Source organism: Flavobacterium sp. RHBU_3 (assembly GCF_046613565.1).
In the GTDB taxonomy this organism is placed as follows: Bacteria; Bacteroidota; Bacteroidia; order Flavobacteriales; family Flavobacteriaceae; genus Flavobacterium.
The window spans coordinates 95,131-111,506 of record NZ_JBKJHC010000007.1 but is presented as its reverse complement, the minus strand read 5'-3'; the positions used below and the strand labels follow the sequence as shown (position 1 = coordinate 111,506).

The window sequence follows — 16,376 nt, the reverse complement described above, 5'->3', positions numbered from 1 at the left end:
ATTTTCAAACGATATAGTCAATAACAACACACAATGAGCGATAAGGATACCATTATACAAGCCATAAAACAACAGGGATTACTGCCCCTTTATTTTCATGCAGATGAAGCCGTGAGCGTAGCCATACTCCGTGCACTGTACCGTGCAGGCATCAGGGCGGTGGAATATACCAACAGGGGAGCAGCGGCTTTTGCCAACTTTACTGCCTTGGCAAAGCTTCGCGATGCTGAGATGCCGGGCTTTTACCTGGGCATTGGCACACTGAAAACAGCCGATGAAGCACAAAACTACAGGCATGCCGGTGCCGATTTTTTAATCAGCCCGGGGTTTGTGCCTGAAATAGCCCATTACGCGGTAGAAAACGGCCTGCTTTACGCACCGGGTTGTATGACACCTACCGAAATCATCGCTGCCGAAACGGCCGGGGTTACATTTATAAAATTGTTTCCGGGCAATGCACTTGGGCCTGATTTTATGCGCAGTATAGCGGCTGTGTTTCCTAACCTTAGCTTTATGCCTACCGGTGGCGTAGAACCTACCGTGGAGAGCATTAAATCCTGGTTTGATGCCGGGGTTTGTGCCGTAGGCATGGGCAGTAACCTGGTAAGTAAGGCGCTTGTAGAAAGCCGTGATTACGCTGCTATAGAAAACAATACTGCAACTGTATTGCAAATGGTACAATCCATTAAAGGATAATCCTTTGCACAAACCATAAAACAAATAAACATGAGTACAAATACCCTGCAATCTATAGGCCGCTACCGCTGGACCATCTGTTCCCTGCTGTTTGTGGCCACTACTATAAACTACCTGGACAGGCAGGTACTTAGCCTGCTTGCACCCGACCTTTCAGATAAATTTGGCTGGAGCGAGTCTGATTATGCCGATATTACGGCGGTATTCCAGTTTATCTATGCGCTTTCCATGCTGTTTGCCGGCAGGTTTATAGACAAGCTGGGTACCAAGTGGGGCTATGCCATTGCTATTGTAGTGTGGAGCCTTGGTGCTATTCTGCATGCCCAATCGGTTCCGGTAGGAGAGGCGTTAAGCCCGTTATTGCAAGGTATAGGTATTGTTGCGGCGCCGTCAATCATTGGGTTTATGGTAAGCCGTGCAGTGCTGGGCTTTGGTGAGGCTGGTAACTTCCCCGCGGCTATTAAGGCCACCGCCGAATACTTCCCGAAAAAAGAAAGAGCCCTTGCCACAGGTATTTTCAACTCAGGTGCTAACATTGGTGCTATACTGGCACCAATCAGTGTACCCATTATCGCTGAGGTGTGGGGCTGGGAATGGGCTTTCAAAATAGTAGGTATTGCCGGGTTTATCTGGCTGATATTTTGGTTCCTGTTCTATGAAAAGCCCGAGAAACAAAAAAGGCTTTCGGCATCAGAATACGAATATATCAATAGTGATGTCGAAGATAAACCATTAGAATCAATTGAACCAAAACACGAGGCTGCTGAAGCTAAAGTAGCATGGTCAAGGCTTTTTGGTTACCGTCAAACCTGGGCGTTTTTCTTAGGGAAATTCCTTACAGATGGTGTTTGGTGGTTTTTCCTGTTCTGGTTGCCAAAATACCTTGCTGCACAATACAATATGGAATCTAAAGACATGCAGTTACCCCTGGCGGTGCTGTATACCATGACCATGTTTGGTAGTATAGGCGGCGGCTGGTTCCCTAAATATTTTATAAAGAAGGGTTACAGCGCGTATGACGGGCGTATGCGAGCCATGCTTATTATAGCGCTTTTTCCGCTTATAGTATTGCTTGCACAGCCTTTAGGTGGTTCCAGCTATTGGATGCCGGTATTGCTTATAGGCATTGGCGCCAGTGCACACCAGGCGTGGAGCGCTAATATCTTTACCACGGTGAGCGACATGTTTCCTAAAAAGGCAGTGGGCAGCGTAGTAGGTATTGGCGGTATGGCTGGTGGTATAGGCGGTGTTATCGTTACCAAAGTGGGCGGCGCACTGTTTGACCACTACAAAGCATTAGGCCATATAGAAACCGGTTACACCATAATGTTCTCGTTTTGTGCCGTGGCCTATATTGTGGCATGGTTTGTAATGAAAACACTGGTACCTAAATACAAGCCTATTACCGACCTGTAGTATAAAATTAAAGATATTTATCAGTTACATCGTTTGAGGTTTTGTATAAAGCCAATATATTTACGGCTCAGTCAAAATCATTTTACTATGTACAAGCACAACATTGTTGTAAAGCCACTCTTATGCCTTTTGGTGTGCCTTTCCGGGTATTATTCTTTTGCCCAAAAAAAGGACAGCCCCGAACAGGTACGCAAAATCATTGATAAGGTAAACACTTACTGGCAATCTCATAACCCACCGCAAAACCGTGCGTTTTGGGATAACGCCGCATACCATACCGGTAACATGGAAGCCTATATGCTTACGGGTAACGAAAAGTATCGTGCCTATTCTGAAGCATGGGCAGAGCATAACCAATGGATGGGAGCCAAAGGTACCAACAAGGCCGAATGGAAATCTACCTATGGCGAAACAGACGATTATGTGCTGTTTGGCGATTACCAGATATGTTTCCAGGTGTATGCAGATTTGTACAACCTGCTGCCCGAACCCCGTAAAATAGCCCGTGCCAAAGAAGTTATGGAGTATGAGATGTCTACCCCACGAAATGATTACTGGTGGTGGAGTGACGGCCTGTACATGGTGATGCCGGTAATGACCAAAATGTACAAGATTACCAACAACAGGCAGTACCTGGACAAACTATACGAATACTTGTCGTATGCCGACGGGATTATGTTTGATAAAGATGAAAACCTGTACTATCGCGATGCCAAGTACGTGTACCCGCAACATAAAAGTGTTAACGGTAAAAAGGACTTTTGGGCGCGGGGAGACGGTTGGGTACTGGCCGGTTTGGCAAAGGTTATAAAAGACCTTCCTGCCGATTATAAGCACCGCAGTTTCTTTGTGCAGAAATTCCAAAATATGGCGAAAGCCGTGGCAGCCATACAACAACCCGAAGGCTACTGGACCCGTAGTATGATGGATGCACAGCATGCCCCCGGGCCTGAAACCAGCGGTACCGCTTTTTTCACCTATGCCATGCTTTGGGGGGTAAACAATAATTATTTAGACAAAACGGCTTTTATGCCGGTAATCAATAAAGCGTGGAGCTACCTTAAAACTACTGCCCTGCAAAAAGACGGCCGCATAGGTTATGTACAGCCCATAGGTGAGAAGGCCATACCCGGTCAGGTGGTGGATGCAAATTCTACGGCCAACTTCGGTGTGGGTGCATTCCTTTTAGCGAGTTGTGAGTACGTTCGTTTCCTGGAAGCGGAAAATGAAGCCGGCAAGGACAGGGCATATTGGAGTGAACTTGCGTATAAGATTGCAGAGCCGGTGCTGCGCAATATGGCCGAGGGTAAATTACAGCAAAATATGCTGGTAGAAGTAAGCCCGGCCTGGGATGGACGCGATAAAAAAGTAACCTATATGGAAGCTTTCGGCAGGCTGATGGCGGGGATTTCGCCTTGGCTGGCCTTGCCCGATGATGCTACTAATGAAGGTAAAAAGCGAAAGCAGCTACGTGAGTGGGCCTTGGAAAGCTATACTAATGCTGTGGATCCTAATAGCCCTGACTACCTGCTATGGCACGGGCATGGGCAGGCACTGGTAGATGCTGCCTATATTGCCGAAAGCTTTTTACGTGCGTATGATGCTCTTTGGGCACCACTGGATGCTGAAACTAAAAAACGCTATATAGAAGAGTTTACCCAGCTGCGCCGCATAGACCCGCCGTATACTAACTGGGTGCTGTTCTCATCTACGGTAGAAGCGTTCCTTGCTAAAGCGGGTGCGCCGTATGACGAGTACCGTATCAATTCGGCGATACGCAAGGTAGAGGAGTGGTATGTGGGTGATGGCTGGTATGCCGACGGACCTTCGTTTTCGTTTGATTATTACAGCAGCTATGTGTTTCACCCGATGTACCTGGAAACCTGCCAGGGGATGAAGGATGTGCATGCCAATACCCGTATTGACTATGAAAAATACTATGACCGCGAACTGAAGCGCGCGCAAAAATACGCACTTGTATTGGAGCGTTTAATTTCGCCTGAAGGTACATTCCCGGTATTTGGGCGCTCTATACCGTACCGTATGGCTACCATGCAGCCCCTTGCGCTTATGGCGCAATACCAGCGACTTCCGGAGGGTGTAACCAATGGTCAGGTTCGTGCGGCGCTTACCGCCGTAATGAAAAGGATGTTTGACCAGCAAAATAATTTTAATGCTAAGGGCTATTTGACTATAGGCTTTGCAGGTAATCAGCCTAATGTGTCTGACTGGTATACAAACAACGGCAGCCTGTATATGACCTCATTGGCCTTTATGCCACTTGGCCTGCCTGCTACCCACCCGTTCTGGACAGATGCCCCACAGGACTGGACAAGCAGGAAAGCTTGGAGTGGTAAGCCGTTCCCGAAAGACCATCACTGGGATGATGACATAAAAACAAGAGACAAATTTTAATCCTTGATAAAGCATTAGTGAATTGTTTTAAAGTTCGCGGCCCGTTATTGAAATCAATAACGGGCCACTTTTTATTGCCTGGGGGCAGGTTCTATTTAGTTTCTGTAAACTGTAACAGGTTTTCGTGAATGTGCTTGTTTTCTCTTACTTTAACAGCACTTACATTTTTAAGTGATACTTGTTGTACGGGCAGTTCTTTTTCGCCCAGTATGCGCGATATAAACTTTACATCGGTAGCCTTTACATTGGTAAGATGAATATCGGAAATAGGGGTGAGCCTTCGCTCGTACATCGGTACCAGGTTTTTCCATTGGTATATAACATCGGTTTCTATACCCAGTATGCCCTGGTCTATCTTGCCTGATTCTACATTTTGCATGTAAATGTTTTTCATGTAACCGCCCCTGCGTTCGTTGGTCTTCAGGAACAGGAGGTGATTAAGCTTGGCGCCGTCGACTACTTTACAATTATCAATAAACACATTCTCTACACCACCACTCATTTCACTGCCTATGGCTACCAGCTGGTGCCCGTTCTTTACGAGGCAGTTGCGAATTACGATATTCCTGGCAGGTGTGTTTAGCCTCCATGCATCCTGGTCGCGCCCTGATTTTATGGCTATTGCATCGTCACCCTGATCAAAAATGCAGTCTTCTATAAGTACGTTTTGGCTCATTTCGGGGTCTACACCATCGTTGTTGTGTCCGTGGGCATAGACATTCACCTTGCGTATCACCACATCATTGCACAGATAAGGGTGTATTACCCAAAACGGACTGTCTTTAATGGAAATGCCTTCAAGTAACACATTTTTACAACGATTAAACTGTATAAACTGCGGCCTAAGGTTTGCCGAATCATTCACCATTTGACGTTGTTCTACCGGAACGTTTTTGGCGCATTGGTTGTACAGCAGTTTCAGGCTGTTCATGTGGCCTGAGGGTCTTGCAAACCATTTTTCCCAGGTTTGCATACCGGCTTTCAGGGTACCTTTTCCGGTAATGGCTACGTTTGTACAATTGTGCGCGTAGATAAGGGGCGAGTAGTTATAACATTCCATACCCTCCCAGGTTGTATGCACGGCCGGGAGATAATCTTGTGGGTCTGACGAAAACAGCAGTACGGCACCTTCCTGCAAATGCAGGTTTACATTGCTTTTAAAGTGGATGCTGCCGGTAATCCATTCGCCGGGTGGTATTATTACAGTACCACCATCTTGTTTGGAGGCTTTGTCTATTGCTTTTGCTATGGCAGTGGTATTCTTTTTCTTGTCACCCTTTACTGCGCCGAAATCGGTTATACTGAACTTAGAGCACTTACTGAAATCTGCGACCTGTATGGCAGGCATTTCGAAAGGAGCAGCCACTTTTATTGTATTTATAACGGGTACTTTTTGACTGTAGCAGGATACTAAGGAAAAGCTTGCCAACAGTATTAGTAATTTTTTCATGGTTGATATTGTTTTAATCGGATTGGTATAAAAGCACTACACAGGCTTATGCCTGTGTAGTGAAAGTGAATAAACAAACCCAAATTTATTAACTAAGTAACCTGATTTTTTTATGAGTATTAGTAACCAGGGTTTTGCATAGCCTGCTTTTCTTCGGCTGTAAGCGGCCTTCCACCTGTAAAGTTAAGGTCAAGGAAGGTTTGTGGTATTGGCCTCAGGTTATGCTTATCCTGAATGTTTGGTGCAGCTGTAGGATTGTATGCCTGTGCACGTGCTACCAAAGTTTTGGTGCGTGAAAGGTCAGTCCAACGGTGCATTTCGCCACATAGTTCCCTTGTGCGCTCATTAAGGATAAGGCACAGCATACGGCCATATTCTCCGGTTACGCCAAGGGTATTTATAATATCCTGGTCTTCCTGTGGCAGGTTACCAAGGTCTGAAATCGTTAAGCTGGTAGCATCGGTAGTTACAGCTATGTGTGTAGATTCATAGTATGAGTTTTTGGTCATGTACGAATTGATGTCAGGGTTTTGTCCTGAAGTTGAAACTACATAAGCAGCGCCACCGTCTTTATAAGCAGCACGGTCTTCGCCTGATTTAAATGCTGCCCTGGCGCGTACAGTATTAATATAGTTAAGTGCTGTAGCATAAGAACCGCCACCACCTATTGAAGCCAGCCTGGCTTCGGCTTCGGCTGCCATAAGGTAAGTATCAGCAGAACGTGCAAGTATGGCATCACGGAAACCTTTTGTATCGTTTACACCCACCCTGGAAGCGTCGAAAAATTTTGACAGAGAAGGGAAACGAGGCTCTGTAAGCATCGATTCGTTGTTTGTGTTGTGCACTACGTATACACTCGGTATTGTTTTGCTTGTTGATGAATTTACGTCTACAATAAGGTTGTTGTATTTTCTTTGTGCGTAAGTGGCATCACCTTTAGGATTATTAATATACATAAGGCCAAGGTCTCCGTTAGCATAATAACCGCCCGAGGCATTGTTCAGCCTATGCTTGGTACGGAAACTCTTCCAGAAACGTGAATCGTTTATGCCGTCAAATACTTCATAGGTAAAATATGTAGGCGCAAGGCGAGAGAAAGGACGCATACCGGTAAGGTCGCGCTTCATCATCGGAAGGTCATCATACTTAGAAGTGTAGTACAGGTGGGTACAGTTTCCTGATGTCATTGTAATATCATCTGTAAACTGTGCCGAAAGAATAATTTCAGGTAGTGATTCGCTGGCACCATCAGCTGCAGCAAAAGTCCATAAATCGCCATAGTTAGTTGCAAGCGGGTGGTTAGCTATAACTTCGTCACACAGAGCTTTACATTGTGTAAGGTCGGCCTGCTTGGTAGTACCGTTCCAAGAGTCGTTTATTTCACTGGCGCGGTACAGGTATGCTTTGGCAAGGTAATGTTTTGCAGCATCTTTTGTAACTTTTGCCGGATAGCCCGATGCAGGCAGTAGTGTAATTGCCTGGTTTAAATCTGCTATAACTTGCTCGTATACTTCGGCTGCAGTAGCACGTGTAAACTCGTTTTCCGGTGTAGAAGACGCTGTTATTTTTAGCGGTACGCCGCCATACTGGGTTACAAGGCGCAGGTATACAAAAGCACGGAAGAAGTACCCTTCGCCCATAGCTGTTTCTTTTACAGCCGGGTTTGTTGAGGTAATGTCTGTAGCGCTTTTTATCAGCAGGTTAGTCATACCTATGGTTGTATATGCCCAGTCCCACTGACGTTCGGCGCCAATGGTATTTGAGTTGATTAAAGGTATAATTGACTGAAAGCTTCCATTGTATTTGTTCCATGTACCGTTACTGTCATCGCCACCTATGGCAAATTCATCCGTACCATAATTTGTGGTGGTATATTGCAGCTCATCAGAGAATGGCAATGCCAGTGTACGCTGGTACATACCGTTTGCCAATGCTATAACACCAGCTTCAGTTTTATAATAGTCATTGTTTCTTGAAGTTGTAAGTTCTTCATCAAGAAAATCCTGATGGCATGATTGCAGGCTTCCCATAGCAATCATAAAGGCAAGGACGTTTATACTTATCAGTTTTCTATTAACAAATTTCATAATTCAATTTTTTTGGGTTTATAGGTCGAAGTTTATACCTGTTACAAAGCCTCTGTTAAAGTAGCGAGCCCTAACATCTAGGTCTACCCAGTCTACTTTAGAGTAGATAGTACCCGGGTTTAAAGCCTGCATATAAATTCTCAGTCCACTGATTTTTAATTTATCAGTAATTTTTTTAGGGAAAGTATATCCTAATGATATGTTCCTGATTTTTATGAACGAACCGTCTTTATAACCCAATGACTGGTAGTAAGGGTCGGCAGTACCGGCAGTATATTCCGGACGTTGCCATTCAGAGTTTTGGTTTGTCTCTGTGTAATAGTTTATTTGCCTTTGGTTAAAGCGTCCGCCTTGGTGCTCGCCGCCTGTATCATACAGGTAATCAAGTCTTCCGTATAGGAATATGCTAAAATCAAAGTTACCATATTTTATGTTATTTGTAAGACCTACAACATATTTTGGTAATGTACTGCCTATAACCGTACGGTCGTTGTTAGCATCAATTTTATTATCACCGTTTAAGTCTTTTGGCCTTGTTTGTCCGGCTTCAAATGAATTCCCGTTTGCATTAAACAGTGCCATTTCTTCTGCATCTTCAGGTTTCCATATACCGTCTGATTTATAACCGTAGATAACACCCAGTTGTTCTCCTACAAACCAGTTGTTTACCAGGTCTTCCTGTACACCGTTTTGAAGCTGTGTGATTTCGTTAGTCTGAATTGATCCGTTAAAAGTACTGGTCCACTGGAATTTTCCGGTGTCTACGTTAACTGTGTTAAGTGTAAGATCTATCCCCGAACTTTTTGTAGCACCTACGTTTGCCCATGTATTGTTATAACCACTTACTGTATTTAGTTGTTGTAGTAGTAACAGGTCATTTGTTTTAGACTTGTAGAAATCGATTGCACCGCTTACCCTTGTTTTAAAGAATGAAAAGTCGATACCCAGGTTGTAAGATGTGGTACGTTCCCATGAAAGATCCTGGTTAGCCAGTGTTAATGACGGAAGGTTACCCGATACTAATGTACTTCCCTGAGGGTAAATTATTGAGCTCAAAGCACCTTTTGTAGCATAAGGGTCTATTGCAGAGTTACCCACAACACCTACACCCAGCCTTAAGCCCAGGTTGTTTATCCATTGGGTGTTTGAAAGGAAACTTTCTTTGCTTAGTGTCCAGCTGGCAGCAGCACTTGGGAAAAATGCCCATTTGTTGCCTTCGGCAAGCTGTGATGCACCATCATAACGACCCGAAGCAGTAAAGTTATACTTATCGTCATAGGTATAGTTTACACGTCCCATGTACGAAAGTAACTGCCTTTCGGTAAGTGCAGATCCATAGCCTGCAAGGGTAACGTTTGCCGATGTAAGAGCATTCCATAATTGGTCTGAGTAAGGAATATTGTTAGCCGACATTGTATTTGATTCAAACCTGTATTTGGTTTCACTCATTAGTCCTGTAAGGTCTAGGTTGTGTTTACCAAACTGCCTGTTGTAAAGTAGCAGGTGATCTAACGTATAAGACATGGTTTGATCTTTGTAAAGCGATGCATAGCTGTTACCGCTTCGGATAACTGAAAGACCATCAAGATATAGACCATTACGGTTAAACGACATGTCCGGACCGAAGTTTACCCTGTATTTAAGACCTTTAAGAGCATCGGTAAAGCCACCAAAATCTATCTGAGAGAAGAAGCTAGAGAAGATACGTGTGTTAACGCGCTCGTCGTTAGAGTATTTTCTTTCGTCTATTACAGTCCTTACCGCATCATCTCCACCAGGAAACTGAATCCTGTTACCATCGTCATCGTATGGTACGGCGTAAGCATAAATTGCTTTTGCAGCATCATATAGGTTGTCTGAGTTTACAAGGCCACTGCGTCCTGAAAGCGACTGTCCGTATTGTTGTACAGCATAGCTTGCATTCATGGTAGCACCAAGCTCAAACCACTCTGTAGGTTTTATATCTACGCTTACTTTACCGGTATAGCGTGAGTATGCCTGACCTACAACAGTACCTTTGTTGTCAAGGTAACCAAATGATCCAAAAGATTTAATTTTATCTGAACCACCACTAACGTTTAATGAGTACTGGTTAGTAATACCGGTTTGTGTTACATAGTCTGTCCAGTCACGCGATGTTACTTTAGAACCATCCCATGTACCGCCTTCCCAGCCTTTTTCTATGTTAGCCCATGCATACGGATCCTGAGAGGCAAAGAAAATAGCCTGGTCGTTTTCTATTGTAGGCATATCACCACGTGGGAAAACGTTTGGATCCTGATAGTATTTAGCCCAACGTCTGAAAGTAATATAGTCAGATGCATTCATGTTTGGGGCAAGGTCTACCAGCTTTTCTATTGTAGAAGAGTAGTTAAGGCTGATGCTAAACCTGCCTGACTTTCCTTGTTTTGTAGTAACGATTACAACACCGTTTGCTCCCCTTGAACCGTAGATGGCTGTTGCAGAAGCATCTTTAAGAATGTCTATTGACTCTATGTCAAGAGGGTTAATGTTTTCTATACCACCCGAGATAAGTGGAATACCGTCTACAACATACAGCGGACTGTTGCTGGCACTAAGTGAGCGTACGCCACGTATGTTAACACTACCCAATGTACCCGGACGCTGGCTCGATGTAATGTCTACACCCGCAGCTTTGCCCTGCATGGCTTCAAGAGCATTGTTTACCGGCCTTGATTTAAGGTCTTTTGAGTTTAAACTTACAATGGAACCGGTTACGTCTGATTTTTTCTTTTGTCCGTAACCTATTACTACCACTTCTTCCAGTTCCTCGGTGGCAGAGCTAAGAGTTATTGAATAATTTGCTTGGTCTGTAACGGTAATTTCTTTTGTTTCCATTCCCACAAAAGATATTACCAGTACTTCGCCTTTTGTGGCTTCAATGCTGAATTTACCGTCAAGGTCGGTTTGTGTACTCCTGGTGGTTCCTTTAACCACAATATTAGCACCCGGTACAGTACCGTTGCTGTCCTGTACTGTTCCTTCAATGACTTTTCCCTGTGCAAACATCATTGCAGGCATCATTGCAAAAAGTACTACCAGGAATCTTAATAAAAAAGTTTGGTAAGTTTTTTTCATAAGTTAATAATTTTTTACAGCTTTATTTTCAAATTTCACAGTAAAATTAGTCTTTGCTTAAGGCTGGTTATCCTGTACTATCCTGCCATCCTAAAAAAATTACAACGTTTTAGTTAGTTTGTAAATATTAAATCATCCTGAGAATCCAGTAAATACTAAGGTTTTTTAATATAACGTTTTCGTTAACGTATCTTTAACAAATGAGGCAATTTTTTTTAACCGGATGGAAGAGAACTCCATTTACGGAGATTTTTTGCTTGTTTTTTAGTTTCCTGAAAGTATTCATACAAGAGAGTACAGGATACCACTTACAAGGCAAAATTTTAAATTTGGTTAAAATTTTATACTATAATTTTCTTTCGTTTAAAAAATGAAACGAATTTTATAGATTATTTCATTTTGAAGCAATAACCATTCTTCATTATCAATTATGAAAAAGTACTTTATATTGTTGTTTTTGCTGCTTACTACAGTTGCTTTACAGGCACAAAACTACCCTTATCAAACCGATGTACTTTGGGTAACAACCCCTTCAAAAAAAGACTGGATATATAAAGTAAAAGAAGAAGCCAAAATAACCATTCAGTTATACCGCTATGGAATGCCCTATGATGCAGAGGTGAAATACAGTATAGGACCTGAGCTGTTACCTGCAGTAAAGGAAGGCAAGTTAAAATTAAAAGACGGTAAAGCAGAATTATCATTGGGTACAATGAATGCACCCGGCTTTACCGATTGCAGGCTTACTGCTGAAATAGGCGGGCAAACCTACACCCACCATATTAAAGTAGGCTTTGACCCTGAGAAGATACAGCCCTATACTAAATATCCTTCTGACTTTAATGAATTTTGGAAACAAGCCAAAGCAGAAGCCGCTTTGTGCCCTATGAATGTAGAGAAAAGCTTTGTACCCGAATATTCTAATGATAAGGTGAACTGCTATCTGGTAAAAATACAGGCTTACAAAGAGGGGCTAAATATATACGGCTATCTAACCATGCCTAAGAAAGAAGGAAAGTACCCGGTAGTATTTACCCCTCCCGGAGCAGGCATCCACCCTGTAGACCCTGCAAAAGGATTATTTTATGCCGAAGAAGGCATGATACGCCTTGAAACGGAAATTCATGGTATACGCCCCGATCTTGACGCTAAAACCTACAAAGAAATAGCCAATTCATTTAGTAGTCCTGAAAATGGGTACTTGGTAAACGGTATTGATGACCGCGACCGCTATTATATGAAAAAAGTGTACCTGTCTTGTGTACGGGCCATTGACTATCTTATTTCTTTACCCGAATGGGATGGTAAAAACATAATAGCCCAGGGAGGTAGCCAGGGCGGAGCACTTGCACTGGTAACAGCCGGGCTGGATTCCAGGGTTACAGTGTGCGCTTCAAGTTACCCGGCACTTAGCGATATGGTGGGATATCTGCACGGCCGTGCAGGCGGTTACCCCCACATGTTCAATAAAGTTACAGGATTGGACAAGCCCGAAATAATAAAAACACTGGAATACTACGATGTGGTGAACTTTGCCAAAAATATAAAAGTCCCTACGTTTATGACTTTTGGGTTTAACGATGATGTTTGCCCACCTACTACAACGTATGCTGCATATAACTCTCTTACTTGTAAAAGGGAATTACTTGTAACCCCTATTAACGAGCATTGGTCGTCTGATACTACCAAGAGAGCTGTACTGGCCTGGATAAAAACACAACTAAAATAAACGGATAATGAAATTTTCTTTTTTTAAAGTATTATTGTTGCTGGCGTTTACGGCATCTTATGCGCAGGATAAATTTCCGGACGGGTCGCCCATACCCGAATGGTTCCGCAAAACAGATGCCGTAAACATCAGTACACTTGGCAAACAATATAAAATAACCGACTACGGTGTTGCTGCCGACAGTACCATTGTACAGACTGAAAAAATACAGGCGGTTATCGACAAGGCTGCGGAGCAGGGCGGAGGTTTGGTGGTTATCCCCGCAGGAACTTATGTAACGGGTTCTGTATTCTTTAAGCAGGGTACACACCTTTACCTGGAAAAGGGTGCGGTGCTAAAGGGAAGCGACGACATCAGCGATTTCCCGGTGATCGAAACCCGTATAGAGGGCGAAACCTGTAAATATTTCCCCGCACTTGTAAATGCTGATGGGGTAGATGGTTTTACCGTTTCTGGTGAAGGTACCATAAACGGCAACGGCCTGCGTTACTGGAAAGCCTTCTGGCTGCGCCGCAACTGGAACCCTAAGTGTACAAATAAAGACGAAATGCGTCCGCGCCTTATTTATATCTCAAACAGTAAAAATGTACAGGTATCAGGTTTACACCTGAAAGATTCGCCCTTCTGGACGACGCATTTCTATAAGTGCGAAAATGTGAAGCTGCTCAACCTGCGTATTACATCGCCTAAAGCCCCGGTAAAAGCCCCGAGTACCGATGCGGTGGACATAGATGTGTGTACCAATTTCCTGATAAAGAACTGCTACATGTCAGTCAACGATGATGCCGTGGCGCTTAAAGGCGGTAAAGGCCCGTACTCTGATAAAGATGCAAACAACGGCGAAAACCGCAACATACTTATAGAGGATAACGAATACGGTTTCTGCCACAGTGCACTTACCTGCGGCAGCGAATCCATACACAACTATAATATACTGTTCAGGCGTTGCAAGCTGCACCAGGCAGAGAAAACACTGCACCTGAAAATGCGCCCCGATACCCCGCAGCTGTACGAGTACATCACCGTACAGGATATTACCGGCGATGCAGGCAGCCTTATCAGCGTGAAGCCCTGGACACAGTTCTTTGACCTGAAGGGACGTACGGAACCGCTGATGTCGTACTGCCAGAATGTTACGATGAAAAACATAAAGCTGGACTGCCCGGTAGGCTTTGATATTGCCGAATCGGATAAGTACCAGCTGAAAGACTTTACGTTTGAAAACATTGTTATTAATTCCGCGAAAGGGCAACTGGATAAAGCACAAAGTATTAAAAACGTGAAGATAAAAAAAGTAGATATTACCTATAAAAAACTTGAAGAAGGTACAAAACGTGGTTATGATAAATAAGATTACACGGGCGCTTTACATCAGCTTGCTGGCCATATCCCTGCCGTGCGTGGCACAAAAGGCAAAGATAGACCGCCACGCACTGGTAGAACGCAACAGCCCACACATACAACAGTTTGACAAACATTCATCATTAACAGTAGGTAATGGTAACTTTGCTTATACCGTAGATGCCACGGGGCTGCAAACCTTCCCCGAATTGTATGCCGAGGGTGTACCACTGGGCACGCAGTCGCAATGGGGCTGGCACAGTTACCCCAATACTGAAAACTATAAGCCCGAAGAAGCGCTTAAAAATTATAACTTCCGCGGTTGGGAAGAACCGTATTCCGTGCAGTTTAAAGAACCCGGACGCCAGCAGGATGCATCCAATTATTTGCGTGCCAATGCCCACCGCCTGCACCTGGGGTATATTGGTCTTGAGTTGACCAAGCCCGACGGGCAGCATCATATCGCAGTTGAAGATATTAAAAACATTCATCAGGTACAGGATTTATGGAATGGGGTTATTGAGAGTAATTATACAGTAGACGGTATCCCAGTTTCGGTTAAAACGGCCGCGCACCAGGATAAGGATCAAATAGGTTTTACAATCAAGTCAGCTTTAATCGGCAAAAAACAACTGAAGATTAATTTCCGTTTTCCATATCCCACAGGCAAGCATACCGATGACGCTACCGAGTGGGGAACACCAAACAAGCACCAAACGTTATTGGTTGCCCAGGATAAAAATTCATTTGTACTGAAACGCACGCTTGATGCCACTGTTTATTATGTTACGGTTCGTTATGAAGGCAAAGCAAAACTTGATACACGAGAAGCGCATTTTTTTACACTGACACCACAGAGCGAAGATTTTTCCTTTACCTGCGAATTTACAGAAAAGGCTCCGGCTACAGTCAAAAATTCGGCTAAGGAAACCTTTAAGCAATCAGCTGCTTATTGGAACAATTTCTGGGAAAAAGGCGCTGCGGTAGATTTCTCTAAAGCTACCGACCCAAGGGCGAAAGAACTGGAACGCCGCGTGGTGCTCTCGCAATACCTTATGGCAGTACAATGCGCGGGAAAATATCCACCGCAGGAAACCGGTTTAACGTACAATAGTTGGTTCGGCAAGTTCCACCTGGAAATGCACTGGTGGCATGCTGCCCATTTTGCCCTGTGGAATCGCCCCGAATTGCTGGAACGCAGTATGGACTGGTACACACAGGCAGCCCCTATAGCCAGGAGCATTGCCAAAAGGCAGGGGTTTAAAGGGCTCCGCTGGATGAAAATGACCGACCCCACTGCCGAAGAAGCACCATCGGGGGTAGGGTCGTTCCTTATTTGGCAGCAGCCACACTATATTTATATGGTAGAACTCATTTACCGCGATAAGCCTACTAAGGAAGTGCTGCAAAAATACAACGCACTGGTCCAGGAAACTGCTGAGTTCATGGCGTCGTTTGCCACCTACGATAAGGAGAAAGACCGTTATGTACTAAAGGGCATTATCGCGGCGCAGGAAACCCTTCGCGCAAGTGAAACCGTAAACCCTCCGTTTGAGCTTTCGTACTGGCATTATGCGCTTAACGTAGCCCAGCAATGGCGCGAGCGTATGGGCCAAAAACGCAACCCTGAGTGGGATGTTATCATCAGCAAGCTTTCTTCGCTTAAGGAAAAAGACGGGCTGTACCTGGCATCTGAGGATGCACTGAATACGTATACCGATATCCGTTTCACATCAGACCACCCAGCCGTGCTTGGTGCTGTGGGCATACTGCCGCAAAACCGCCTACTGAAGCCGGAAACCATGAAAAAGACACTTGGCTGGATTTGGGATAACTGGAACTGGGATGAAACCTGGGGCTGGGATTTCCCTATGGTGGCTATGGATGCCGCCCGCCTGGGACAGCCCGATAAGGCTGTGGGAGCACTTTTAATGGATAAACGTACCAATACCTATCTGCCTAACGGACATAACTACCAAGACGAACGCCTGCGTGTATACCTGCCGGGCAACGGCGGGCTGCTTACTGCAATTTCCATGATGTGCGCCGGTTGGGACGGAAACACGGCAAACAATCCCGGTTTCCCGAAAGACGGTACCTGGGAGGTGCAGTGGGAAGGGCTAAAACCGATGCCGTAATTATC

At 44.5% G+C, this 16,376-nt stretch carries 9 protein-coding genes; 6 read left to right on the top strand and 3 right to left on the bottom strand.

Features of this window, described 5'->3' with window-relative positions; translation table 11 throughout:
- Positions 1–33 precede the first annotated feature (33 nt).
- From ACLI1A_RS11495 to ACLI1A_RS11485, 3 genes are all read left to right on the top strand, one after another.
- On the top strand, positions 34–696 hold the full coding sequence (locus ACLI1A_RS11495; protein WP_411408803.1) for a bifunctional 4-hydroxy-2-oxoglutarate aldolase/2-dehydro-3-deoxy-phosphogluconate aldolase: 663 nt from the start codon (positions 34–36) through the stop codon (positions 694–696).
- A gap of 30 nt (positions 697–726) precedes the next feature.
- Positions 727–2,112 carry an MFS transporter gene (locus tag ACLI1A_RS11490; RefSeq protein WP_411408802.1) on the top strand — a complete coding sequence of 462 codons (1,386 nt, stop codon included), beginning with the start codon at positions 727–729 and terminating at the stop codon, positions 2,110–2,112.
- An 87-nt stretch (positions 2,113–2,199) separates the two neighbouring features.
- Complete coding sequence (locus tag ACLI1A_RS11485) at positions 2,200–4,527, top strand: DUF2264 domain-containing protein (protein ID WP_411408801.1); 2,328 nt, start codon at positions 2,200–2,202, stop codon at positions 4,525–4,527.
- A 91-nt stretch (positions 4,528–4,618) separates the two neighbouring features.
- Here ACLI1A_RS11485 and ACLI1A_RS11480 read toward each other — a convergent pair whose 3' ends face one another.
- The 3 genes from ACLI1A_RS11480 to ACLI1A_RS11470 form a co-directional block, all read right to left on the bottom strand.
- On the bottom strand, positions 4,619–5,977 hold the full coding sequence (locus ACLI1A_RS11480) for a glycoside hydrolase family 28 protein (protein WP_411408800.1): 1,359 nt from the start codon (positions 5,975–5,977) through the stop codon (positions 4,619–4,621).
- A gap of 119 nt (positions 5,978–6,096) precedes the next feature.
- Positions 6,097–8,064: a RagB/SusD family nutrient uptake outer membrane protein gene (locus ACLI1A_RS11475; RefSeq protein WP_411408799.1), complete on the bottom strand. Its 1,968-nt coding sequence runs from the start codon at positions 8,062–8,064 to the stop codon at positions 6,097–6,099.
- A gap of 18 nt (positions 8,065–8,082) precedes the next feature.
- A complete protein-coding gene (locus ACLI1A_RS11470; RefSeq protein ID WP_411408798.1) occupies positions 8,083–11,163 on the bottom strand; it encodes a SusC/RagA family TonB-linked outer membrane protein in 3,081 nt (1,026 codons plus the stop codon).
- Between the two features lie 430 nt (positions 11,164–11,593).
- Between ACLI1A_RS11470 and ACLI1A_RS11465 the strand changes: the two genes are divergently transcribed.
- Genes ACLI1A_RS11465 through ACLI1A_RS11455 form a run of 3 tightly spaced genes read left to right on the top strand, consistent with a single transcriptional unit; the run spans position 11,594 to position 16,371 of the window.
- Entirely contained in the window at positions 11,594–12,892 is a 1,299-nt protein-coding gene (locus ACLI1A_RS11465) for an acetylxylan esterase (RefSeq protein WP_411408797.1), read from the top strand.
- Positions 12,893–12,899: 7 nt separating this feature from the next.
- Positions 12,900–14,243: a glycoside hydrolase family 28 protein gene (locus ACLI1A_RS11460; RefSeq protein WP_411408796.1), complete on the top strand. Its 1,344-nt coding sequence runs from the start codon at positions 12,900–12,902 to the stop codon at positions 14,241–14,243.
- Entirely contained in the window at positions 14,233–16,371 is a 2,139-nt protein-coding gene (locus ACLI1A_RS11455) for a hypothetical protein (RefSeq protein WP_411408795.1), read from the top strand. Before ACLI1A_RS11460 ends, ACLI1A_RS11455 begins: the two co-directional genes overlap by 11 nt.
- The last annotated feature ends 5 nt before the right edge of the window (positions 16,372–16,376 follow it).